The following is a 23,630-nucleotide window of genomic DNA, read 5'->3' on the forward strand; positions in this document are numbered from 1 at the left end:
GGAGTGAGCATGCGACGTATAGCTGTGATGGGCGCCGCCGGCCGCATGGGCAAGATATTGATCGAGGCGGTGCAGCAGCGCGCGCCGCTGACCGGTCTGACAGCCGCCATCGTGCGCCCCGGCAGTACGCTGATTGGCGTGGATGCTGGTGAGCTGGCCTCGTTGGGGCGCATTGGTGTGCCGCTGTCCGGTAGTCTGGACTCGGTGGCTGATGAGTTCGACGTGCTGATCGACTTCACGCTCCCGGAAGTGATGCTGAAAAACCTGGCTTTCTGCCGTAAGGCGGGCAAGGCCATGGTGATCGGCACGACGGGATTGGACGCTGCGCAGAAGCAGTTGCTGGCCGAGGCGGGCAAGGATATTCCTATCGTGTTCGCGGCCAATTTCAGCGTCGGTGTAAACCTGTCGCTGAAGCTGCTCGACATGGCCGCGCGCGTGCTGGGCGATGATGCGGATATCGAAATCATCGAGGCTCACCATCGGCACAAGATCGATGCGCCTTCAGGCACGGCACTGCGCATGGGTGAAGTAATCGCCAATGCGCTGGATCGTGATCTGCAGAAGGTTGCGGTCTATGGGCGTGAAGGTCACACCGGTGCGCGCGAGCGTGAAACGATCGGCTTTGCCACTGTTCGTGGTGGTGATATGGTCGGTGATCACACGGTGCTGTTCGCCTGTGAGGGCGAGCGACTGGAGATCACTCACAAGGCATCCAGTCGCATGACCTTCGCCAAGGGCGCAGTACGTGCAGCTTTGTGGCTGGACGGTCGTGAGCCAGGCCTCTACGACATGCAAGACGTGCTCGACCTGCGTTAAGATGCAGCCGAAACCGGGTTCAAACATAGCCTTTGAGCCCGGTTTTAAACCGCCAAGCGACGTCCTGTCGCATTCTCCGGCCTTTAAGGCTCATTGGCGGTAGACCAAAAATGCCTTTTTCTGTAAGCTACAGCTTTAGTGTGTCCACTAAAAGCGCGCAGAATAATTCGATGAAGAAGCGGGGTGACGTGTCCATACGTCACTCCGCTTTTTTACAACCTGCGATCGCCCTTTCAGGCTTTATTTACGGGAGGTCTTCTTGACTAAGCCAGCCATACTCGCCCTTGCTGATGGCAGCATTTTTCGCGGCGAAGCCATTGGAGCCGACGGTCAAACCGTTGGTGAGGTGGTGTTCAACACCGCAATGACCGGCTATCAGGAAATCCTTACCGATCCTTCCTACGCCCAACAGATCGTTACCCTGACTTACCCGCACATCGGCAACACCGGCACCACGCCGGAAGACGCCGAGTCCGATCGCGTCTGGTCCGCTGGCCTGGTCATCCGTGACCTGCCACTGGTTGCGAGCAACTGGCGCAACACGATGTCTCTGTCCGACTACCTGAAAGCCAACAACGTCGTGGCTATCGCTGGTATCGACACCCGCCGCCTGACACGCATCCTGCGTGAGAAAGGCGCGCAGAACGGCTGCATCATGGCCGGTGACAACATTTCCGAAGCCGCCGCCATCGCCGCCGCCCAGGGCTTCCCTGGCCTCAAAGGCATGGACCTGGCGAAAGTCGTCAGCACCAAGGAAACCTACGAGTGGCGCTCGACTGTCTGGGACTTGAAAACCGACAGCCATGCGACCATCGACGCTTCCGATCTGCCGTACCACGTGGTTGCCTACGACTACGGCGTCAAGGTCAACATCCTGCGCATGCTGGTCGAGCGCGGTTGCCGCGTGACCGTGGTGCCCGCTCAAACGCCGGCGGCTGACGTTCTGGCGCTTAAGCCGGATGGCGTGTTCCTGTCCAACGGCCCGGGTGACCCTGAGCCATGCGACTACGCGATCCAGGCCATTAAAGACGTACTGGAAACCGAGATCCCGGTATTCGGTATCTGCCTCGGCCACCAACTGCTGGCTCTGGCCTCCGGCGCCAAGACCCTGAAAATGGGCCACGGCCACCACGGTGCCAACCACCCGGTCCAGGATCTGGACAGCGGTGTGGTGATGATCACCAGCCAGAACCACGGTTTTGCGGTAGACGAAGCGACCCTGCCAGGCAACGTTCGGGCGATCCACAAATCGCTGTTCGACGGCACCCTGCAAGGCATCGAGCGTACCGACAAGAGCGCCTTCAGCTTCCAGGGTCACCCTGAAGCCAGCCCTGGCCCGAACGACGTAGCGCCACTGTTTGATCGCTTCATCAACGAAATGGCCAAGCGACGCTAATCGCTCGCCCTGATGTAGCGAAGCCTGAGGGCGGTCCCGAAACCGGCGGCCCCCTCAAGGCTTCAGAGATTGAACAAGACGGCTTGCCGACTGACCTGCGGATTTGAGTGACAACCCATGCCAAAACGTACAGACATTAAAAGCATCCTGATTCTCGGCGCTGGCCCGATCGTGATCGGCCAGGCCTGCGAATTCGACTACTCCGGCGCCCAGGCCTGTAAAGCCCTGCGCGAGGAGGGTTACCGCGTCATCCTGGTGAACTCCAACCCGGCGACCATCATGACCGACCCGGCCATGGCCGACGCCACCTACATCGAACCGATCAAATGGCAGACCGTTGCCAAGATCATCGAGAAAGAGCGTCCGGACGCGCTGCTGCCGACCATGGGCGGCCAGACCGCTCTGAACTGCGCCCTGGACCTGGAGCGCGAAGGCGTTCTGGAGAAGTTCGGTGTAGAGATGATCGGCGCCAACGCTGACACCATCGACAAGGCCGAAGACCGTTCGCGCTTCGACAAGGCGATGAAGTCCATCGGTCTGGACTGCCCGCGTTCGGGTATCGCCCACAGCATGGAAGAGGCCAACGCGGTTCTCGATCGTCTGGGCTTCCCGTGCATCATTCGTCCGTCCTTCACCATGGGCGGCACCGGTGGTGGTATCGCTTACAACCGTGAAGAGTTCGAAGAAATCTGCGCTCGCGGTCTGGACCTGTCGCCGACCAAAGAGCTGCTGATCGACGAATCGCTGATCGGCTGGAAAGAATACGAGATGGAAGTTGTCCGCGATAAAAAGGACAACTGCATCATCGTCTGCTCCATCGAAAACTTCGACCCGATGGGCGTGCACACCGGTGACTCGATCACGGTTGCACCCGCACAGACCCTGACTGACAAGGAATACCAGATCCTGCGTAACGCCTCCCTGGCGGTACTGCGCGAGATCGGCGTGGAAACCGGCGGCTCCAACGTCCAGTTCGGCATCTGCCCGAACACTGGCCGCATGGTGGTCATCGAGATGAACCCGCGGGTATCCCGTTCCTCGGCCCTGGCATCGAAAGCCACCGGTTTCCCGATCGCCAAGGTCGCGGCGAAACTGGCCGTGGGTTACACCCTTGACGAACTGTCGAACGACATCACCGGCGGCAAGACCCCGGCGTCCTTCGAACCGTCCATCGACTACGTCGTCACCAAGCTGCCGCGCTTTGCCTTCGAAAAATTCCCGAAAGCCGACGCACGCCTGACCACTCAAATGAAGTCGGTCGGTGAAGTCATGGCCATCGGCCGGACCTTCCAGGAATCCCTGCAGAAAGCTCTGCGCGGTCTGGAAGTGGGTGTTTGTGGTCTGGACGAGAAGCTCGACCTGAGCAACCCGGAAAGCATGAGCATCCTCAAGCGCGAACTGACCGTGCCGGGCGCCGAGCGCATCTGGTACGTGGCTGACGCGTTCCGCGCCGGCCTGTCGGTCGAAGACATCTTCGGCATGAACATGATCGACCCGTGGTTCCTGGTGCAGATCGAAGATCTGATCAAGGAAGAAGAGAAGGTCAAGACCCTGGGCCTGTCCGCTATCGACCGCGACCTGATGTTCCGCCTCAAGCGTAAAGGCTTCTCCGATCAGCGTCTGGCCAAGCTGCTGGGCGTCACCGAGAAGAACCTGCGTACCCATCGTCACAAGCTGGAAGTGTTCCCGGTCTACAAGCGCGTCGATACCTGCGCGGCCGAGTTCGCCACCGACACCGCGTACCTGTACTCGACTTACGAGGAAGAGTGCGAAGCCGCGCCGTCGGGTCGCGACAAGATCATGATCCTCGGCGGTGGTCCGAACCGTATCGGCCAGGGCATCGAGTTCGACTATTGCTGCGTACACGCAGCACTGGCTCTGCGCGATGACGGGTACGAGACCATCATGGTCAACTGCAACCCGGAAACCGTTTCCACCGACTACGACACCTCCGATCGTCTGTACTTCGAACCAGTGACCCTGGAAGACGTGCTGGAAATCGTCCGCGTCGAGAAGCCAAAAGGCGTGATCGTTCAGTACGGCGGTCAGACCCCGCTGAAACTGGCCCGTGCCCTGGAAGCCGCCGGCGTGCCGATCATCGGCACCAGCCCTGACGCCATCGACCGCGCAGAAGACCGTGAGCGCTTCCAGCAGATGGTTGAGCGTCTGAACCTGCGTCAGCCGCCTAACGCCACCGTGCGCAGCGAAGACGAAGCGATTCGCGCCGCCGCCAAGATCGGTTACCCGCTGGTGGTTCGTCCGTCCTACGTACTGGGCGGCCGTGCGATGGAAATCGTTTACGAAGAAGAAGAACTCAAGCGCTACCTGCGTGAAGCGGTTCAAGTGTCCAATGACAGCCCGGTGCTGCTGGACCACTTCCTCAACTGCGCGATCGAAATGGACGTGGATGCGGTCTGCGACGGCACCGACGTGGTGATCGGCGCAATCATGCAGCACATCGAGCAGGCCGGCGTTCACTCTGGTGACTCCGCATGCTCCCTGCCGCCGTACTCGCTGCCGGCGCACATCCAGGACGAGATGCGCGAACAGGTCAAGAAAATGGCTCTGGAACTGGGCGTGGTTGGCCTGATGAACGTTCAGTTGGCGCTGCAAGGCGAAGACATCTACGTCATCGAAGTCAACCCGCGCGCATCCCGTACCGTACCGTTCGTCTCCAAGTGCATCGGTGTGTCCCTGGCGATGATTGCGGCTCGCGTGATGGCCGGTAAAACCCTGAAGGAAATCGGCTTCACCAAAGAAATCATTCCGAACTTCTACAGCGTGAAAGAGGCGGTGTTCCCATTCGCCAAATTCCCTGGCGTGGACCCGATCCTTGGCCCAGAGATGAAGTCCACCGGTGAAGTGATGGGCGTGGGCGACACCTTCGGCGAAGCCTTTGCCAAAGCCCAGATGGGCGCCAGTGAAGTGCTGCCGACCGGCGGCACCGCGTTCATCAGTGTGCGTGACGATGACAAGCCACTGGTTGCAGGCGTGGCCCGTGATCTGATCAACTTGGGCTTCGAAGTGGTTGCCACTGCCGGTACTGCCAAGCTGATCGAGGCCGCAGGCCTGAAAGTGCGTCGTGTGAACAAGGTGACCGAGGGTCGTCCGCACGTGGTCGACATGATCAAGAATGACGAAGTCACTCTGATCATCAACACCACCGAAGGTCGTCAGTCGATCGCTGATTCCTACTCCATTCGTCGTAATGCCTTGCAGCACAAGATCTACTGCACCACTACTATTGCTGCTGGCGAAGCTATCTGCGAAGCGCTGAAGTTCGGTCCCGAGAAGACCGTGCGCCGCTTGCAGGATCTACACGCAGGATTGAAGGCATGATCAAATACCCAATGACCGTCAAGGGCGCCAAAGCCCTGGAAGAAGAACACGCTCATCTGACCAAGGTCGTTCGTCCGAAACTCAGTCAGGACATCGGTACGGCTCGCGAGTTGGGTGATTTGAAGGAAAATGCCGAATACCACGCTGCTCGCGAGCAGCAGGGGATGGTCGAGGCGCGGATTCGTGATATCGAAGGCCGGATTCAGAATCAGGTCATCATCGATGTCACGACCATTCCTCATACCGGCAAAGTGATTTTCGGCACCACCGTTGAAATCGCCAACGTCGAGACGGATGAGCGCGTCACTTACCATATCGTGGGTGAGGATGAGGCTGACTTCAAACTTGGCAAGATCTCCGTCGGTTCGCCACTTGCCCGTGCCTTGATCGCCAAGGAAGAGGGTGATGTGGTGGCGGTCAAAACGCCGGGTGGCGTTATCGAGTATGAGATTGTCGAAGTTCGCCACATCTGAAAGAAGGCGCCCGCTACGTGCGGGTGCCATGCTTTGGCAGCTGACCCAGATGCTGTGGGTTGGCGGCTTGTGGTTGTTGCACATCGGTCTGCTGCCGGTGCTGGGGCAAATAGGCCTGGCGCCGCTGCTGATCGACGAAATTGCAGGCATGCTGAACACGCTGATGGTGGGATTTGCCACAGCGAGTGTGATTTTTCAGGCTTTGGTGCTGGTACAGGCCGAGGGCCTTGCCAGTCTATGGCGGGATATTCGTGGGCAACTGCTGCTGATGGCGCTGTATGGGTGCGCGATGTATTTCGCAGTACGCTTTGGCTGGCCGCAGGCGCTGCATTGGCAGTTGTTCAGCTATCTTGTTCTGGGCTTTTCCGGGCTGGTGCTGGTCATGCAGCCGGTGCCTGGATGGAGTGTCAGGGTGCGCGAAGCACACCCTTGACCCTTGTCATCACTTGAAGCGATGGACGTTCGACAGCTGCTTGTTGACGCTGAAGTTCTTGCGGTAAATCAGCGCCATCTTGCCGATGACCTGAACCAGATCGGCTTTGCCGGCCTTGCAGAGTTCTGCAATGGCTGCCAGGCGCGATTCGCGATCGAGGATGTTGAGCTTGATTTTGATCAGCTCGTGATCCGCCAAAGCGCGTTCAAGTTCGGCTAACACACCTTCAGTCAGGCCGTTGTCAGCCACAATCAAAACTGGTTTCAGATGGTGGCCAATGGACTTGTACTGTTTCTTCTGCTCTTGAGTGAGCGGCATAATCTGACCCTTTCGTCTGGATTCTGTAAAATGGCGGCCATTTTACCCGAGGGCTCGTGGATCCGCCCAATTAATCACGACCCTTATCATCGAGGTGCCCAATGGCGCGTTCCAAGACAAGCCTTGGTTGGCTGAAAAGACATGTCAACGATCCCTATGTGAAGCAGGCGCAGAAGGATGGCTACCGCTCGCGTGCGAGTTACAAACTTCTGGAGGTCCAGGAAAAATACAAGCTGATCCGTCCCGGCATGAGCGTTGTCGACCTGGGTGCGGCGCCCGGGGGGTGGTCGCAGGTGACTAGCCGTCTGATTGGTGGTCAGGGGCGCCTGATCGCCTCGGACATTCTGGAAATGGACAGCATTCCGGACGTGACTTTCATTCAGGGGGACTTCACCGAGGACGAAGTGCTCACGCGGATCCTTGAAGCTGTGGGTAATTCGCAGGTGGACCTTGTGATTTCCGATATGGCCCCCAATATGAGTGGTACGCCTGAAGTGGACATGCCAAAAGCCATGTTTCTTTGCGAGCTGGCGCTTGATTTGGCGGAACGGATACTCAAGCCGGGTGGTAATTTTGTGATCAAGATTTTTCAGGGCGAGGGGTTTGATGTTTACCTGAAGGATGCTCGTCGGAAATTCGACAAGATCCAGATGATCAAGCCAGACTCTTCCCGTGACAGTTCCCGCGAGCAATACATGCTGGCTTGGGGTTACCGCGGGCGTAGTGAGTAAAACGAGGTTTTTTGGCGGGGTGATAGGTTTTTCATATTTCGCCCCGCGTGCATTAGCGAATATCGTGTAGAAAGTGTTTCACAAAGGGTTACAGACGGCGCCTGCCAGAGCCGTAGGTAATGTAGTAAGTTAGGCCGGTGAATATCATGCGAAGCGCGCGCCATTAGCGGAGCTTGCTTCAGAGGGTAGTTAATTGAACGATATGGCAAAGAATCTGATCCTGTGGTTGATCATCGCGGCTGTCCTGGTGACGGTGATGAACAACTTCTCCAGCCCTAACGAGCCGCAGACCCTCAACTATTCCGACTTCATCCAGCAGGTCAAGGATGGCAAGGTCGAGCGCGTAGCGGTTGATGGCTACGTGATTACCGGCAAGCGCAACGATGGCGACAGCTTCAAGACCATTCGTCCGGCAATCCAGGACAATGGTCTGATCGGCGACCTCGTGGATAACCACGTCGTGGTCGAAGGCAAGCAGCCTGAGCAGCAAAGCATCTGGACTCAACTCCTGGTCGCAAGCTTCCCGATCCTGGTGATCATCGCCGTCTTCATGTTCTTCATGCGGCAGATGCAGGGCGGTGCCGGTGGCAAGGGCGGGCCGATGAGTTTCGGCAAGAGCAAGGCGCGCCTGCTCTCCGAAGATCAGGTGAAAACCACCCTGGCTGACGTTGCAGGTTGTGACGAAGCGAAGGAAGAAGTCGGCGAACTGGTTGAGTTCCTGCGTGATCCGGGCAAGTTCCAGCGCCTGGGTGGTCGCATTCCTCGCGGCGTGCTGATGGTTGGTCCTCCGGGTACCGGTAAAACCTTGCTGGCCAAGGCGATTGCCGGCGAAGCCAAAGTGCCGTTCTTTACTATTTCCGGTTCCGATTTCGTCGAAATGTTCGTCGGCGTCGGTGCCAGCCGTGTTCGTGACATGTTCGAGCAGGCGAAGAAGCACGCGCCATGCATCATCTTCATCGATGAAATCGACGCCGTCGGTCGCCACCGTGGTGCCGGCATGGGCGGCGGTCACGATGAGCGCGAGCAGACTCTCAACCAGTTGCTGGTAGAGATGGACGGCTTCGAAATGAATGACGGCATCATCGTCATCGCCGCGACCAACCGTCCGGACGTACTGGACCCTGCGTTGCTGCGTCCGGGCCGCTTCGACCGTCAGGTTGTGGTTGGCCTGCCGGACATCCGTGGTCGCGAGCAGATTCTCAAAGTCCACATGCGCAAAGTGCCAATGGGTGACGACGTCGCTCCGGCCGTGATCGCTCGTGGTACTCCTGGTTTCTCCGGTGCTGACTTGGCCAACCTGGTGAACGAGGCTTCGTTGTTCGCAGCTCGTGCCGGCAAGCGCATCGTCGAGATGAAAGAGTTCGAGCTGGCCAAAGACAAGATCATGATGGGTGCCGAGCGCAAATCCATGGTCATGTCCGAGAAAGAGAAGCAGAACACTGCTTATCACGAAGCCGGCCACGCTATCGTCGGTCGCGTCGTGCCTGAGCATGATCCGGTCTACAAGGTGTCGATCATTCCGCGTGGTCGCGCACTTGGTGTGACCATGTTCCTGCCGGAAGAAGATCGCTACAGCCTGTCCAAGCGTGCACTGATCAGCCAGATCTGCTCGCTGTACGGCGGTCGTATCGCTGAAGAGATGACCCTGGGCTTCGATGGCGTCACCACCGGTGCGTCCAACGACATCATGCGTGCCAGCCAGATAGCACGAAACATGGTGACCAAGTGGGGGTTGTCGGAAAAACTCGGTCCATTGATGTACGCCGAAGAAGAGGGTGAAGTGTTCCTCGGTCGTGGCGGCGGTGGTCAGCATGCCAGTTTCTCTGGCGAGACGGCCAAGCTGATCGACTCCGAAGTGCGCAGCATCATCGACCAGTGCTACGGCACGGCCAAGCAGATCCTCACGGATAACCGTGACAAGCTTGATGCGATGGCGGATGCCTTGATGAAGTACGAGACGATCGATGCCGATCAGATCGATGACATCATGGCAGGTCGTACGCCTCGCGAACCTCGCGACTGGTCTGGCGGCAACGACGCTTCCGGCACGCCTCCGGTGGTGCAGGATGGGCGTCCGGAAACACCTATCGGCGGCCCGGCTGCTGACGTTTAAGGTTTGAAATGACTTCTGTTCAGTCCTCGACCCGGTTGCCTTGCGGCAACCGGGTTCTTGATTTGGCCCAGATGCATGTCATGGGCATTCTCAATGTCACTCCCGATTCCTTTTCCGATGGCGGCCGATACAGTCAGCTGGACGCGGCCCTGCGCCACGCCGAGGCGATGGTGGCGGCCGGCGCGACGCTGATCGACGTCGGTGGCGAATCGACCCGGCCCGGAGCCAGGGCCGTTTCACCGCTTGAAGAGCTCGAGCGAGTAGCGCCTATTGTCGAGCGCATCAGCCGCGAACTGGATGTGATTATCTCGGTCGATACCTCCACGCCTGCCGTCATGCGTGAAACCGCAAGGCTGGGGGCAGGGTTGATCAATGACGTGCGCTCGCTGCGTCGCGACGGTGCTCTGGATGCAGCGGCGGCCACCGGTTTGCCGGTGTGCCTGATGCATATGCTCGGCGAGCCGGGCGATATGCAAGACAACCCGCAGTACCAGGATGTTACGAAAGAGGTCGGCGAGTTTCTCGCCGAACGCATGGTCCAGTGTGCGTCGGTGGGTATCCCTGCTGAGCGGATCATCCTCGATCCGGGCTTTGGCTTCGCGAAAACCCTGCAGCACAACCTGAGCTTGTTTAAGCATATGGAGGCTCTGCATGCCTTGGGTCGGCCCCTGTTGGTCGGGGTTTCACGAAAGAGCATGATCGGGCAAGCCTTGAATCGGCCGGTGGGAGAACGTCTGCATGGCGGCTTGGCACTTGCGGCGCTGGCTTCGGTCAAAGGTGCGCGTATATTGCGCGTCCATGATGTGGCGGAAACGGTCGACGTGGTGCGGATGATTGCCGCCGTAGAATCAGCCGAATAAAAATGATGGAGTACTTATGAGTAAAAAATACTTTGGCACCGACGGCATTCGTGGTCGGGTCGGTCAATACCCTATCACTCCTGATTTCATGCTCAAGCTTGGCTGGGCGGCAGGCATGGCATTTCGCAGCATGGGCGCCTGCAAGGTGCTCGTGGGCAAGGACACCCGGATCTCCGGTTACATGTTCGAGTCGGCGCTTGAGGCCGGGCTGACCTCGGCCGGTGCTGATGTGTTGCTGTTGGGGCCAATGCCGACGCCGGCCATTGCCTATCTGACGCGGACCTTTCATGCCGAAGCCGGCATCGTGATCAGCGCTTCGCATAACCCTCATGACGACAACGGCATCAAGTTTTTCTCTGGTAAGGGCACAAAGCTCCCGGATGAAGTCGAGCTGATGATCGAAGAGCTGCTCGACACCCCGATGACCGTGGTTGAGTCGAGCAAGATCGGCAAGGTGTCGCGAGTCAACGATGCCTCGGGCCGTTATATTGAATTCTGCAAGAGCAGCGTTCCGACCGGCACCAGTTTTGCCGGCCTGAAGATCGTGCTCGATTGTGCCCATGGTGCGACCTATAAAGTGGCGCCTAGCGTGTTCCGTGAGTTGGGGGCGGATGTCGTTGTGCTTTCTGCCAATCCTAACGGCCTGAACATCAATGACAATTGCGGTTCGACCCATATGGCGCCGCTGCAAGCGGCCGTACTGGCCGAATGCGCCGATTTGGGTATCGCCTTCGACGGTGATGGTGACCGGGTGCAGATGGTTGATCACACCGGCGCTGTCGTCGATGGTGATGAGCTGCTGTTCATCATCGCTCGCGACCTGCAGGAGCGTGGCAAGTTGCAGGGCGGTGTGGTCGGTACGCTGATGAGTAACCTGGGGCTGGAGTTGGCCCTGGCGGATCTGGCGATTCCTTTTGTGCGGGCCAACGTTGGTGACCGTTACGTCATCTCCGAGTTGCTGGAGCGCGATTGGCTGGTGGGCGGTGAAAACTCGGGGCACATTGTCTGCTTCAGTCACACCACTACCGGTGATGCGATCATTGCTGCATTGCAGGTATTGATGGCGCTGAAGAGGCGCTCAGAAGGCCTGGCTCAGTCGCGTCAGGCGTTGCGCAAGTGCCCTCAGGTGTTGATCAATGTGCGGTTTGGCGGTGGTGCGAACCCGCTCGAGCATCCGACCGTCAAGGAGGCTAGTGATCGTGTCACTCAAGCGATGGCGGGCCGTGGGCGCGTGTTGTTGCGCAAGTCCGGGACAGAGCCACTGGTGCGTGTCATGGTCGAAGGCGAGGACGAAACGCAGGTTCGCGATTACGCCGAAGAGCTGGCAAAACTGGTAACTGAAGTTTCTGCCTGATTTCGGCTTGCCAGCCATGATTGTGTTGGGTAACATCTGCGCCCACTTTGACCGACGAGGTACAGCATGCGTCGCCCTATGGTAGCTGGTAACTGGAAGATGCACGGTACCCGCGCCAGCGTCGCTGAGCTGATCGACGGCCTTCGTGATCTGGCCTTGCCAAGCGGTGTTGATGTCGCGGTGTTCCCACCTTGCTTGTATATCAATCAAGTGATTGATGGTTTGCAAGGGAAGTCGATTTCGGTCGGCGCGCAGAACTCTGCGATTGAATCCGGGCAAGGTGCGTTGACAGGTGAGATTTCGCCGAGTCAGTTAGTGGATGCAGGTTGTTCCCTGGTGCTTGTCGGGCACTCCGAGCGCCGCCAGATAATGGGCGAACTCGACGGGACGCTGAATCGCAAATTTGCGGCAGCGCAGGCATGCGGCTTGATTCCGGTGTTGTGTGTAGGGGAAACCCTCGAGCAGCGCGAAGCCGGAAAAACTCTTGAGGTTGTCGGGCGTCAGCTGGGCAGCATCATCGAGGAGCTGGGTGTCGGGGCTTTTGCAAAGGCAGTAATCGCTTACGAGCCGGTCTGGGCCATTGGTACCGGGCTGACTGCTTCGCCGCAACAAGCGCAGGATGTGCACGCAGCCATTCGTGCCCAGTTGGCGGCAGAGAATTCTGAGGTCGCGCAAGGTGTGCGGCTTCTATACGGCGGCAGCGTGAAGGCGGCCAATGCGGCCGAACTGTTCGGCATGCCGGATATCGATGGGGGGCTCATTGGTGGAGCTTCCCTGAATGCAGATGAGTTCGGTGCGATTTGTCGCGCCGCGGGAAACTGAAAAAATGCTGGAAACAGTCGTAGTCGTTTTTCATCTGCTGGGTGCATTGGGCGTAGTTGCTCTGGTATTGCTGCAGCAGGGTAAGGGTGCGGACGCTGGCGCATCTTTCGGAGCAGGTGCTTCAAATACTGTGTTCGGAAGCCAAGGTTCCTCTACCTTTCTTAGTAAGTTTACTGCTATACTTGCCGCCGGTTTCTTCATAACCAGCTTGGGGTTAGGTTACTTTGCTAAAGAGAAGGCTCACCAGCTGACTCAAGTAGGTTTGCCAAACCCGGCAGTGTTGGAAGTTCCAAAGCAACAACCGGCTTCTGATGATGTCCCGGTGCTTCAAGAGCAAAAGTCGGCTACTCCAGCGACTGACGTGCCTCCAGCTCAAGAGCAGAAGTAAGAAGAGTTTCAAACGTAGTATTGCCGAGGTGGTGGAATTGGTAGACACGCAACCTTGAGGTGGTTGTGCCCATAGGGTGTAGGGGTTCGAGTCCCCTTCTCGGTACCAATTATCAGGAGAGCCCGCTGTTGCGGGCTTTCTTGTAGGTGGAAGGTTACATTGACCCTGTCAGGGATCGGTCGTATACTTCCGCCCCAGCTTTGTCGCGGGGTGGAGCAGTCTGGTAGCTCGTCGGGCTCATAACCCGAAGGTCGTCGGTTCAAATCCGGCCCCCGCAACCAGTTTAAGGAGCCCCTTTTCAGGGGCTTTTTGTTAGCTGGACACTTTCAACGCCGCTATTCGGCGGCGTTTCAAGGATGGGCGTTTCGCCCATTTTTTTATTTTGCATAGCATGCACATACATGCACGAGGGGGTTCAGGTGTCGAGCAAGCTAGAAGAGTTGCAGGCCTTGCTGGCCCCGGTGGTCGTGGCCCTAGGCTATGAATGCTGGGGTATTGAGTTTTCGGCTCAAGGTCGCCACTCAATGTTGCGCGTTTATATCGATAAAGAAGGCGGCGTGCTGGTGGATGATTGTGCCATCGTCAGTCGCCAGATCAGCGGTGTGCTGGATGTTGAAGATCCAATCTCCGTTGAGTACACCCTTGAAGTTTCCTCGCCTGGCATGGAACGCCCACTGTTCACTCTTGAGCAGTTTGCAAAATTTGCCGGTGAACAAGTGAAGATCAAGCTGCGCTCGCCTTTTGAAGGTCGACGCAACTTTCAGGGCCTTCTGCGCGGTGTAGAAGAGCAGGACGTCGTGGTGCAGGTTGAAGACCATGAGTTCCTGTTGCCGATCGATATGATCGACAAGGCCAACATTATTCCCAGTTTTGACTGAGACGCGGATCCCGCGGATCCAATGGCTTGCGAAAGGCGAGGCGTACGATGAGCAAAGAAGTACTGCTGGTTGTTGAGTCGGTATCCAATGAAAAGGGCGTACCGGCAAACGTAATTTTTGAAGCGCTGGAGCTGGCTCTGGCCACTGCTACCAAAAAACGTTTCGAGGACGAAGTCGATCTGCGTGTGGAAATCAATCGCCACACCGGTGCTTATGAGACATTCCGTCGCTGGACGGTCGTCGAAGAAGCAGACCTGGACGATCCGGCTATCGAAACCTGGCCGAGCAAGGTTGCGCAAACGCATCCTGGCGCCAAGGTCGGTGACGTTGTCGAAGAAAAAATCGAATCCATCGAGTTCGGCCGCATTGCTGCACAGACTGCCAAGCAAGTCATCGTGCAGAAAGTTCGCGAAGCCGAGCGTGCTCAAGTCGTTGATGCCTATCGCGAGCGCCTGGGGGAAATCATCTCCGGCACCGTGAAGAAAGTCACCCGCGACAACGTGATCGTCGACCTGGGCAATAACGCAGAAGCGTTGCTGGCCCGTGAAGACATCATCTCTCGCGAAACCTTCCGGGTTGGCGTGCGCCTGCGTGCGCTGCTCAAGGAAATCCGCACCGAGAACCGCGGCCCGCAGCTGATCCTGTCGCGTACCGCGCCGGAAATGCTGATCGAGTTGTTCCGCATCGAAGTGCCGGAAATTGCTGAAGGCCTGATCGAAGTAATGGCTGCGTCCCGTGACCCGGGTTCGCGTGCCAAGATCGCGGTCCGCTCCAAGGACAAACGCATCGACCCGCAAGGCGCTTGCATCGGTATGCGCGGTTCGCGCGTCCAGGCAGTGTCCGGCGAGCTGGGCGGTGAGCGTGTGGACATCGTCCTGTGGGACGATAACCCGGCTCAGTTCGTGATCAATGCAATGTCGCCGGCTGAAGTGGCGGCAATTATCGTTGACGAAGATGCCCATGCAATGGACATCGCCGTTGGCGCAGACAATCTGGCTCAGGCCATCGGTCGCGGTGGTCAGAACGTGCGTCTGGCTAGCCAGTTGACTGGCTGGACCCTGAACGTGATGACCGAATCGGACATCCAGGCTAAGCAACAAGCAGAAACCGGCGACATCCTGCGCAACTTCATCGACGAGCTGGAAGTCGACGAAGACCTGGCACAGGTGCTGGTAGATGAAGGTTTTACCAGCCTGGAAGAGATTGCCTACGTACCGTTGGAAGAAATGCTCAACATCGACGGCTTTGACGAAGAAACCGTCAACGAGCTTCGCGCTCGCGCCAAGGATCGTTTGTTGACCAAAGCCATCGCTACTGAGGAAAAGCTGGCAGACGCCCATCCGGCCGAAGACCTGCTCTCGCTTGAGGGTATGGACAAGGATTTGGCGATGGAACTGGCGGTGCGCGGCGTAATTACCCGCGAAGACCTGGCCGAGCAGTCTATTGACGACCTGCTCGACATCGACGGCATTGACGATGATCGTGCCGGCAAGTTGATCATGGCCGCCCGAGCCCACTGGTTCGAGTAATTAGGCGCGGCCTGAGGAGAGAAGTGCATGACGCAAGTCACGGTGAAACAACTGGCCGATGAGGTCAAAACACCGGTAGAGCGCCTGTTGCAGCAGATGCGTGAGGCAGGTCTGCCGCACACCGCCGCCGAAGAACATGTGACTGACAGTGAGAAGCAATCTTTGCTGACTCACTTGAAAAGCAGCCACAAGGCGAAAGTGGAAGAACCACGCAAGATCACGCTGCAGCGTAAAACCACCAGCACCCTGCGTGTTGCTGGCAGCAAAAGCATCAGCGTTGAAGTACGCAAGAAGAAAGTCTTCGTGCAGCGCAGCCCGGAAGAAATCGAAGCCGAGCGCAAACGCGAACTGGAAGAACGTCGCGCAGTAGAAAATGCTGCACGTCAGAAGGCTGAAGAAGAAGCCAAGCGTCGCGCCGAAGAAGAAGCGCGTCGCCAGCCTGCTGCTGCGCAAACCGCTCCTGTCGAAGCTGTCGCAGCGCCTGTTGCAGTTGCCGAACCCGTGCGTGAAAGCGCCCCGGTCGTGGCCGCTGCACCTGCAGCCGACACTCGCAAACGCGACGAGCAGCGTCGTCCGGACAAACCACGTGCCGACGATAGCAATCGTCGTGGCAGTGGCGATGGCGAGCGCAAAAACGCTCCGCATCGTGCTTCGGTCAAGGAAAAAGCGCCTGCTCCACGCGTTGCGCCACGTACTACCGACGAAGAAAGCGATGGCTTCCGTCGTGGTGGTCGCGGCAAGGCCAAGCTGAAGAAACGCAACGCCCACGGTTTCCAGAGCCCAACCGGCCCTGTTGTGCGCGAAGTGAAGATCGGCGAGACCATCACTGTTGGCGATCTCGCCCAGCAGATGTCGGTCAAGGCTGCTGAGATCATCAAGTTCATGTTCAAACTGGGTACCCCAGCGACCATCAACCAGGTACTGGATCAGGAAACTGCCCAACTGGTTGCCGAAGAGCTGGGCCATAAAGTGACCCTGGTCAGCGACACCGCCCTGGAAGATTCCCTGGCAGAGTCCCTGAAGTTTGAAGGTGAGACGTTCTCCCGTGCACCGGTTGTGACCGTAATGGGTCACGTTGACCACGGTAAGACCTCGCTGCTCGACTACATCCGTCGTGCCAAGGTTGCTGCTGGCGAAGCCGGTGGTATCACCCAGCACATCGGTGCCTACCACGTTGAAACCGAACGCGGCATGGTCACCTTCCTCGACACCCCTGGTCACGCCGCGTTTACCGCCATGCGTGCCCGTGGTGCCAAGGCGACCGACATCGTGATCCTGGTGGTTGCAGCGGACGACGGCGTAATGCCGCAGACCGTTGAAGCTGTTCAGCACGCTCAGGCGGCTGGCGTACCTCTGGTTGTTGCAGTGAACAAAATCGACAAGCCGGGCGCCGATCTCGATCGCATCCGTAGCGAATTGTCGGTTCACGGCGTGACTTCGGAAGAGTGGGGCGGCGACACCCCGTTCGTATCGGTTTCGGCGAAAGTCGGTACCGGCGTGGACGAGTTGCTCGAAGCTGTTCTGCTGCAAGCTGAAGTTCTCGAACTGAAAGCGACCCCTTCGGCTCCTGGTCGTGGTGTTGTGGTTGAATCGCGTCTCGACAAAGGTCGTGGCCCGGTTGCAACCGTTCTGGTTCAAGACGGTACCCTGCGCCAGGGCGACATGGTGCTGGTCGGTTCGAACTATGGCCGCGTTCGCGCCATGCTCGACGAGAACGGCAAGCCAATCAAGGAAGCCGGTCCTTCCATCCCTGTCGAGATCCTCGGCCTGGACGGTACTCCGGACGCTGGCGACGAGATGAGCGTAGTTGCTGACGAGAAGAAAGCCCGTGAAGTGGCTCTGTTCCGTCAAGGCAAGTTCCGCGAAGTCAAGCTGGCCCGTGCTCACGCCGGCAAGCTTGAAAACATCTTCGAGAACATGGGGCAGGAAGAGAAGAAGACGCTCAACATCGTCCTCAAATCCGACGTCCGTGGTTCGCTGGAAGCGTTGAACGGTGCCTTGAATGGCCTGGGTAACGACGAAGTGCAAGTGCGTGTGGTCGGTGGCGGTGTCGGTGGTATCACTGAATCCGACGCCAACCTGGCACTGGCCTCCAACGCTGTACTGTTCGGCTTCAACGTGCGTGCCGATGCCGGCGCTCGCAAGATCGTCGAGCAGGAAGGTCTGGATATGCGTTACTACAACGTGATCTACGACATCATCGAAGACGTCAAGAAAGCCCTCACCGGTATGCTGGGCAGCGATGTTCGCGAGAACATCCTGGGTACCGCTGAAGTGCGTGACGTGTTCCGTTCGCCGAAGTTTGGTGCGATCGCCGGTTGCATGGTTATCGAAGGTGTTGTTCACCGTAACCGTCCAATCCGTGTACTGCGTGAAGACATCGTTATCTTCGAAGGCGAGCTGGAATCCCTGCGCCGCTTCAAGGATGACGCTTCCGAAGTACGTGCCGGCATGGAATGCGGTATCGGCGTTAAGAGCTACAACGACGTCAAAGTCGGTGACAAGATCGAAGTCTTCGAGAAGGTTCAGGTTGCTCGCAGCCTCTAACTCGCGCACTTCAAGAGCCGTGATGGCCAGCCGCATGCAATTGCGCGGCGCATCAGTCGGACTCTAAACGCAACGCCCGGTCTGGCTTTTGTCAGGCCGGGCGTTTGCCGCTTTCAGACCCTTCGGGTTTCACCGTGGGGCAGTAACAGGTAACAAGACATGGCAAAAGAATATAGCCGTACCCAACGTATTGGCGATCAGATGCAGCGTGAGCTGGCACAGCTGATCCGTCGTGAAGTCAAAGACCCGCGCGTCGGCCTGGTCACCATTACCGCTGTTGAAGTCAGCCGTGACGTCGGTCACGCCAAGATTTTCATCACCGTGATGGGCCAGGACAGCCGCGACGACATCGCGCAAAGCATCAAGGTGCTCAACTCCGCCGCCGGTTTCCTGCGCATGCAGTTGGCTCGCGAGATGAAGTTGCGCAGCGTTCCTCAGTTGCACTTCCATTACGACGAAAGCGTCGTGCGTGGCGCGCACCTGTCGGCCCTGATCGAACGCGCGGTGGCTGAAGACAATCAGCACCCGGTAGCGGCTGAACCCGAAGACGCCAAGGAGTAATCGGTGGCTCAGGTCAAACGTATCCGTCGTAACGTCAGCGGCATCATCCTGCTCGACAAGCCGTTGGGGTTCACTTCCAACGCGGCGTTGCAGAAGGTCCGCTGGTTGCTCAATGCCGAGAAGGCCGGGCACACCGGCAGTCTCGATCCGCTGGCCACCGGCGTGTTGCCGTTGTGCTTCGGTGAGGCCACCAAGTTCTCGCAATACCTGCTCGATTCCGACAAGGGTTATGAAACCCTGGCGCAACTGGGCAAGACCACCACCACGGCTGATGCCGAAGGTGAGGTTTTGCTGGAGCGTCCGGTGACCGTTGGTCGTGCCGATATCGAAGCTGTGTTGCCGAAATTTCGTGGGCAAATCAGTCAGATACCTCCGATGTACTCGGCACTCAAGCGTGATGGTCAGCCGCTGTACAAGCTGGCCCGTGCAGGTGAAGTAGTGGAGCGCGAACCGCGTTCTGTTACTATTGCGCGCTTGGAATTACTGGCCTTTGAGGGTGATACTGCGCGGCTTGCGGTGGATTGCAGCAAAGGCACCTATATCCGTACCCTGGTGGAGGATATCGGTGAGCAACTCGGTTGTGGCGCTTACGTGGCTGAATTGCGACGTACCCAGGCCGGGCCTTTCACGCTTGCACAGACCGTCACTCTGGAAGAGCTGGAAGCGGTACATGCCGAAGGCGGCAACGAAGCAGTCGACCGCTTCCTGATGCCATCGGACAGCGGCCTGCTGGATTGGCCACTGTTGCAGTTCTCGGAAGCGAGCGCGTTCTACTGGCTCAACGGCCAGCCGGTACGTGCCCCGGATGCACCGAAATTTGGCATGGTACGGGTACAGGATCACAATGGTCGCTTCATCGGTATCGGTGAAGTGAGCGAAGACGGGCGCATCGCGCCACGTCGTTTGATTCGGTCAGAATGACCGAAAACCAGTCTGTGTAACAGCAGGCTGGCGAGGGTGGCTGTTAACAGGCACGGTCACTACTCATTTTTAGATACAGGGATTTGTCCCTGGCCTGTTGAAACTGTTTTTCTGAAACAGTTTCCTGATAAAAGGATTGCCTCATGGCTCTCGACGTTCAAGAAAAAGCTCAAATCGTAGCTGACTACCAGCAAGCTGTTGGTGACACTGGTTCGCCAGAAGTGCAAGTTGCACTGCTGACCGCCAACATCAACAAACTGCAAGGTCACTTCAAGGCCAACGGTAAAGATCACCACTCCCGTCGTGGTCTGATCCGCATGGTTAACCAGCGTCGTAAGCTGCTGGACTACCTGAAAGGCAAGGACGTGAGCCGTTACAGCGCTCTGATCGCTCGCCTGGGTCTGCGTCGCTAATAAGCGATTGCGCTAGAGGTTGGTTGTCTGTCGTGCGTCAGCGGGTTTCCCGCCAGCGCATGGCAGGCTTCCAGCCTCAAGTTTTATCTGGATATCTGCTTTGCCTGAGTGATAGCACCCTGGACAATCCTGTCGGGCCGATTCCCGGCGTTGCCCAAGAATTTCGCAAGAAACCAGTTCCCCCAAGAGCCACAAAGAAGGTAGGACACCGTGAACCCGGTAATCAAAAAATTCCAGTTCGGTCAGTCGACCGTTACCCTCGAGACTGGCCGTATCGCCCGTCAGGCCTCCGGCGCAGTATTGGTCACCGTTGACGACGACGTCAGCGTATTGGTGACCGTAGTCGGTGCCAAACAAGCCGATCCAGGCAAGGGCTTCTTCCCTCTGTCTGTTCACTACCAGGAAAAGACTTACGCTGCCGGCAAGATCCCTGGCGGTTTCTTCAAGCGTGAAGGCCGTCCTTCCGAGAAAGAAACCCTGACTTCCCGACTGATCGACCGTCCGATCCGTCCGCTGTTCCCTGAAGGCTTCATGAACGAAGTGCAGGTTGTCTGCACCGTCGTTTCCACCAGCAAGAAGACCGATCCGGACATCGCTGCGATGATCGGTACCTCGGCTGCGCTGGCCATCTCCGGCATTCCTTTCGATGGCCCGATCGGCGCTGCCCGCGTTGCGTTCCACGAAAGCACCGGCTACCTGCTGAACCCGACTTACGAACAACTGAAAGCTTCGAGCCTGGACATGGTCGTTGCCGGTACTTCGGAAGCCGTTCTGATGGTTGAATCGGAAGCCAAAGAGCTGACCGAAGACCAGATGCTGGGCGCGGTACTGTTTGCTCACGACGAGTTCCAGGTGGTGATCAACGCCGTTAAAGAACTGGCCGCTGAAGCTGCCAAGCCGACCTGGACCTGGGCTCCACAGCCAGAAGCCACTGCTCTGCTGGGCGCTATCCGTGCCGAGTTCGGCGACGCGATCTCCCAGGCTTACACCATCACCATCAAGGCCGACCGTTACGCTCGCCTGGGTGAGCTGAAAGACCAGGTCGTTGCCAAGCTGTCCGGTGAAGAAGGTCAGCCTTCCTCCAGCGAAGTCAAAGCGGCTTTCGGCGAAATCGAATACCGCACCGTTCGCGAAAACATCGTTAACGGCAAGCCACGTATCGACGGTCGCGACACCAAGACCGTACGTCCGTTGAACATCGAAGTCGGTGTTCTGCCAAAGACCCATGGTTCGGCTCTGTTCACCCGTGGCGAAACCCAGGCTCTGGTCGTCGCGACACTGGGCACCGCCCGTGACGCACAGCTGCTGGATACCCTGGAAGGCGAGAAAAAAGACCCGTTCATGCTGCACTACAACTTCCCTCCGTTCTCGGTGGGCGAGTGTGGTCGCATGGGTGGCGCTGGTCGTCGTGAAATCGGTCACGGCCGCCTGGCCCGTCGTTCGGTTCAGGCCATGCTGCCGGCTGCCGACGTGTTCCCGTACACCATCCGTGTTGTGTCGGAAATCACCGAGTCCAACGGTTCGAGCTCCATGGCTTCGGTCTGCGGCGCTTCCCTGGCTCTGATGGACGCCGGCGTTCCGATGAAGGCACCAGTTGCCGGTATCGCCATGGGTCTGGTTAAAGAAGGCGAGAAATTTGCCGTCCTGACCGACATCCTGGGTGACGAAGACCACCTGGGCGACATGGACTTCAAAGTAGCCGGTACCGCCAAAGGTGTTACCGCGCTGCAGATGGACATCAAGATCAAAGGCATCACCGAAGAAATCATGGAAATCGCTCTGGGCCAAGCCCTGGAAGCGCGCCTGAACATCCTCGGTCAGATGAACCAGATCATTGGCCAGTCGCGTACCGAACTGTCGGAAAACGCTCCGACCATGATCGCGATGAAAATCGACACCGACAAAATCCGTGATGTCATCGGTAAAGGCGGCGCGACCATTCGTGCGATCTGTGAAGAGACCAAGGCTTCGATCGATATCGAAGACGACGGCTCGATCAAGATCTTTGGCGAGACCAAGGAAGCGGCTGAAGCGGCACGTCAGCGCGTTCTGGGTATCACCGCTGAAGCTGAAATCGGCAAGATCTATGTAGGTAAGGTTGAGCGCATCGTCGACTTCGGCGCATTCGTCAACATCCTGCCGGGCAAGGACGGTCTGGTTCACATCTCGATGTTGAGCGATGCTCGCGTAGAGAAAGTGACCGACATCCTGAAAGAAGGCCAGGAAGTGGAAGTTCTGGTACTGGACGTGGACAACCGCGGCCGTATCAAGCTGTCCATCAAAGACGTAGCAGCGGCCAAGGCTTCGGGCGTTTAATTACCCCCGCGCTTAACCGCTGAACAGCAAAACGCCCCGACTGGTTCGGGGCGTTTTGCTGTGTGCAGGAAAAAGCTGAGCGTGGAATTTGGTGTGGCGAGGGAGCAAGCTCCCTCGCCACAAGTTGCCGGACCTCGAGACCAGTGCTAGGTTTAGCCCACAGCCCGTGTAGCTCAGCCGGTAGAGCAGCGCACTCGTAACGCGAAGGTCGCAGGTTCGATTCCTGTCTCGGGCACCATTTCCCCCCGCTTACTTCACCTTTCTGCTCAGCTCCTCGACGGTGCGCTTGAGTTGATCCATCGCGCGATCCTGGTCGTTGATCTTCTGTTTCAGGCTGGAAATCTCGCTGTTGTTCGAACTGGAGCTGGAGCCGCTGTTGCGCTTGAGCTCTTCCACTTGCTTGCTGAGGCTGTTCAGGTCACGTTCCTGTTCATTGACCGTGCGCTTGAGGTCATCAATCTCTTTGCTGCTGGAGCTGGTGCTGGAACCGCTGTTGCGTTTGAGTTCTTCGATCTGACGGGCCTGTTCGCTGATGGTGCGCTTCTGGCTTTCCAGTTCGCTGGCATTGGCCTTCACGGTTTTTTGCAGGTTGTCCAGATCATCGATGCTGACGCTGGTTCTGACGAGCGTGTCCTTGCCGTATGAATTGTGGAGGGCGGAGATTTTGTCGGAGTACAGCGAAGGGTCAGAGGTGACTTCGACAGCCGCTTGAGCAGCGCTGGCCAGTGTCAGGCTGCCGAGCAGCAGGGTAGCAGCGGCAAGTCGGGTGGACGAAAGCTTTAAAAAGCTGCGCATCACTGGGGTTCCTTGTGAAGTGCTGATATGGCACATCGCTATGACTTGGGATTTGGATTTATGTTCCCCGAGGTCTCCAGCATCTCTTGCACTCAGCTTTTTGCGGGATAGATGTAAAGAGCCGTGTAAATCATCGGCAAAACGTCCTATATTCGTTGCCTGCATGAGCATCGCCCAGCAGTTTTCAGATGATCCCGAATGGTTCTGAAGGCCAGACAAACCGGGCTTCAAACGGTTTTTTGCGTCAGAGAGATCCTTGATGATCCAGATCCATCTTCCATTCCCCAGATCAGCGAGAACGCCATGACCGTTAAAGAATTGACCCAAGAAGCCAGACACGAAGAAGCCCTGAGAAAGTACGTGCTGGACGCACCCGAATTGATGGACGAGATCAAGGACTTGCCTGCCGACGATCAGAAAGACCAGATCCAGTGGGCGTTCGAGGATGAGGCAGAAGCCCAGGGTTTGCAGCCTTGGGAACTGACACTCAAGTACACCTCAAGCCCCGAAGAGTACGAGGCCGCGCGCCTGGCACTGCACAAGGAGGCGGCCGAGGTATTGGGCGTCGAGTGGGAAGAGTACTGCGAGATGAACAATCTGGTGGTCTGAAAAAAACGCCAGCCTTCA

The 23,630-nt window shown here is 57.8% G+C and carries 21 protein-coding genes and 3 tRNA genes; 22 read left to right on the forward strand and 2 right to left on the reverse strand.

The window, feature by feature from the left end; translation table 11 throughout:
• The first annotated feature begins 9 nt into the window (after positions 1-9).
• The 5 genes from dapB to AC1RO5_RS12130 all read left to right on the forward strand — a co-directional run bounded on the left by dapB (position 10) and on the right by AC1RO5_RS12130 (position 6,457).
• A complete protein-coding gene (gene dapB / locus AC1RO5_RS12110; protein WP_493175058.1) occupies positions 10-816 on the forward strand; it encodes a 4-hydroxy-tetrahydrodipicolinate reductase in 807 nt (268 codons plus the stop codon).
• 259 nt (positions 817-1,075) lie between these two features.
• Positions 1,076-2,212 carry a glutamine-hydrolyzing carbamoyl-phosphate synthase small subunit gene (carA, locus tag AC1RO5_RS12115; RefSeq protein ID WP_493175060.1) on the forward strand — a complete coding sequence of 379 codons (1,137 nt, stop codon included), beginning with the start codon at positions 1,076-1,078 and terminating at the stop codon, positions 2,210-2,212.
• A 117-nt stretch (positions 2,213-2,329) separates the two neighbouring features.
• Positions 2,330-5,551: a carbamoyl-phosphate synthase large subunit gene (gene carB, locus AC1RO5_RS12120; RefSeq protein ID WP_019651074.1), complete on the forward strand. Its 3,222-nt coding sequence runs from the start codon at positions 2,330-2,332 to the stop codon at positions 5,549-5,551.
• Entirely contained in the window at positions 5,548-6,024 is a 477-nt protein-coding gene (gene greA / locus AC1RO5_RS12125) for a transcription elongation factor GreA (protein ID WP_019651075.1), read from the forward strand. Before carB ends, greA begins: the two co-directional genes overlap by 4 nt.
• Positions 6,025-6,052: 28 nt before the next feature.
• A complete protein-coding gene (locus tag AC1RO5_RS12130; protein ID WP_258672335.1) occupies positions 6,053-6,457 on the forward strand; it encodes an MFS transporter in 405 nt (134 codons plus the stop codon).
• Between the two features lie 9 nt (positions 6,458-6,466).
• Here AC1RO5_RS12130 and AC1RO5_RS12135 read toward each other — a convergent pair whose 3' ends face one another.
• Complete coding sequence (locus AC1RO5_RS12135; RefSeq protein WP_007900503.1) at positions 6,467-6,775, reverse strand: YhbY family RNA-binding protein; 309 nt, start codon at positions 6,773-6,775, stop codon at positions 6,467-6,469.
• A gap of 101 nt (positions 6,776-6,876) precedes the next feature.
• Between AC1RO5_RS12135 and rlmE the strand changes: the two genes are divergently transcribed.
• From rlmE to AC1RO5_RS12215, 16 genes are all read left to right on the forward strand, one after another.
• A complete protein-coding gene (rlmE, locus tag AC1RO5_RS12140; RefSeq protein ID WP_007933535.1) occupies positions 6,877-7,506 on the forward strand; it encodes a 23S rRNA (uridine(2552)-2'-O)-methyltransferase RlmE in 630 nt (209 codons plus the stop codon).
• 202 nt (positions 7,507-7,708) lie between these two features.
• On the forward strand, positions 7,709-9,619 hold the full coding sequence (gene ftsH / locus AC1RO5_RS12145; protein ID WP_493175062.1) for an ATP-dependent zinc metalloprotease FtsH: 1,911 nt from the start codon (positions 7,709-7,711) through the stop codon (positions 9,617-9,619).
• Between the two features lie 8 nt (positions 9,620-9,627).
• Positions 9,628-10,479: a dihydropteroate synthase gene (gene folP / locus AC1RO5_RS12150; RefSeq protein ID WP_493175063.1), complete on the forward strand. Its 852-nt coding sequence runs from the start codon at positions 9,628-9,630 to the stop codon at positions 10,477-10,479.
• A gap of 16 nt (positions 10,480-10,495) precedes the next feature.
• A complete protein-coding gene (gene glmM, locus AC1RO5_RS12155) occupies positions 10,496-11,833 on the forward strand; it encodes a phosphoglucosamine mutase (protein WP_493175064.1) in 1,338 nt (445 codons plus the stop codon).
• A gap of 66 nt (positions 11,834-11,899) precedes the next feature.
• A complete protein-coding gene (tpiA, locus tag AC1RO5_RS12160; RefSeq protein ID WP_493175065.1) occupies positions 11,900-12,655 on the forward strand; it encodes a triose-phosphate isomerase in 756 nt (251 codons plus the stop codon).
• 4 nt (positions 12,656-12,659) lie between these two features.
• Entirely contained in the window at positions 12,660-13,043 is a 384-nt protein-coding gene (secG, locus tag AC1RO5_RS12165; RefSeq protein WP_017336473.1) for a preprotein translocase subunit SecG, read from the forward strand.
• A gap of 22 nt (positions 13,044-13,065) precedes the next feature.
• A tRNA-Leu gene (locus AC1RO5_RS12170) sits at positions 13,066-13,151 on the forward strand.
• A 96-nt stretch (positions 13,152-13,247) separates the two neighbouring features.
• Positions 13,248-13,324: transfer RNA gene (locus tag AC1RO5_RS12175), tRNA-Met, on the forward strand.
• A gap of 138 nt (positions 13,325-13,462) precedes the next feature.
• Complete coding sequence (gene rimP / locus AC1RO5_RS12180; RefSeq protein ID WP_007973115.1) at positions 13,463-13,921, forward strand: ribosome maturation factor RimP; 459 nt, start codon at positions 13,463-13,465, stop codon at positions 13,919-13,921.
• A 47-nt stretch (positions 13,922-13,968) separates the two neighbouring features.
• Positions 13,969-15,450 carry a transcription termination factor NusA gene (nusA, locus tag AC1RO5_RS12185; RefSeq protein WP_007933547.1) on the forward strand — a complete coding sequence of 494 codons (1,482 nt, stop codon included), beginning with the start codon at positions 13,969-13,971 and terminating at the stop codon, positions 15,448-15,450.
• Positions 15,451-15,477: 27 nt separating this feature from the next.
• Complete coding sequence (gene infB, locus AC1RO5_RS12190) at positions 15,478-17,997, forward strand: translation initiation factor IF-2 (protein ID WP_019582451.1); 2,520 nt, start codon at positions 15,478-15,480, stop codon at positions 17,995-17,997.
• Between the two features lie 159 nt (positions 17,998-18,156).
• Positions 18,157-18,558 carry a 30S ribosome-binding factor RbfA gene (gene rbfA, locus AC1RO5_RS12195; RefSeq protein WP_007900467.1) on the forward strand — a complete coding sequence of 134 codons (402 nt, stop codon included), beginning with the start codon at positions 18,157-18,159 and terminating at the stop codon, positions 18,556-18,558.
• Positions 18,559-18,561: 3 nt separating this feature from the next.
• Positions 18,562-19,479: a tRNA pseudouridine(55) synthase TruB gene (truB, locus tag AC1RO5_RS12200; protein ID WP_007933551.1), complete on the forward strand. Its 918-nt coding sequence runs from the start codon at positions 18,562-18,564 to the stop codon at positions 19,477-19,479.
• A gap of 143 nt (positions 19,480-19,622) precedes the next feature.
• The gene (rpsO, locus tag AC1RO5_RS12205; protein ID WP_011332409.1) at positions 19,623-19,892 is read left to right on the forward strand and encodes a 30S ribosomal protein S15; all 270 of its coding nucleotides are present in this window, start codon (positions 19,623-19,625) and stop codon (positions 19,890-19,892) included.
• Between the two features lie 210 nt (positions 19,893-20,102).
• Positions 20,103-22,208, forward strand: coding sequence for a polyribonucleotide nucleotidyltransferase (pnp, locus tag AC1RO5_RS12210; protein ID WP_008024453.1), 2,106 nt, complete (start codon positions 20,103-20,105; stop codon positions 22,206-22,208).
• A 162-nt stretch (positions 22,209-22,370) separates the two neighbouring features.
• A tRNA-Thr gene (locus AC1RO5_RS12215) sits at positions 22,371-22,446 on the forward strand.
• 11 nt (positions 22,447-22,457) lie between these two features.
• On the opposite strand, the gene AC1RO5_RS12220 is transcribed toward AC1RO5_RS12215, so the two are convergent.
• Complete coding sequence (locus AC1RO5_RS12220; RefSeq protein ID WP_493175067.1) at positions 22,458-23,003, reverse strand: hypothetical protein; 546 nt, start codon at positions 23,001-23,003, stop codon at positions 22,458-22,460.
• Positions 23,004-23,306: 303 nt separating this feature from the next.
• On the opposite strand from AC1RO5_RS12220, the gene AC1RO5_RS12225 reads away from it, so the two are divergent.
• Positions 23,307-23,612, forward strand: coding sequence for a DUF6388 family protein (locus AC1RO5_RS12225; protein ID WP_019651081.1), 306 nt, complete (start codon positions 23,307-23,309; stop codon positions 23,610-23,612).
• Positions 23,613-23,630: the final 18 nt, after the last annotated feature.

This window comes from Pseudomonas sp. GW822-FHT02G04 (assembly GCF_058802085.1).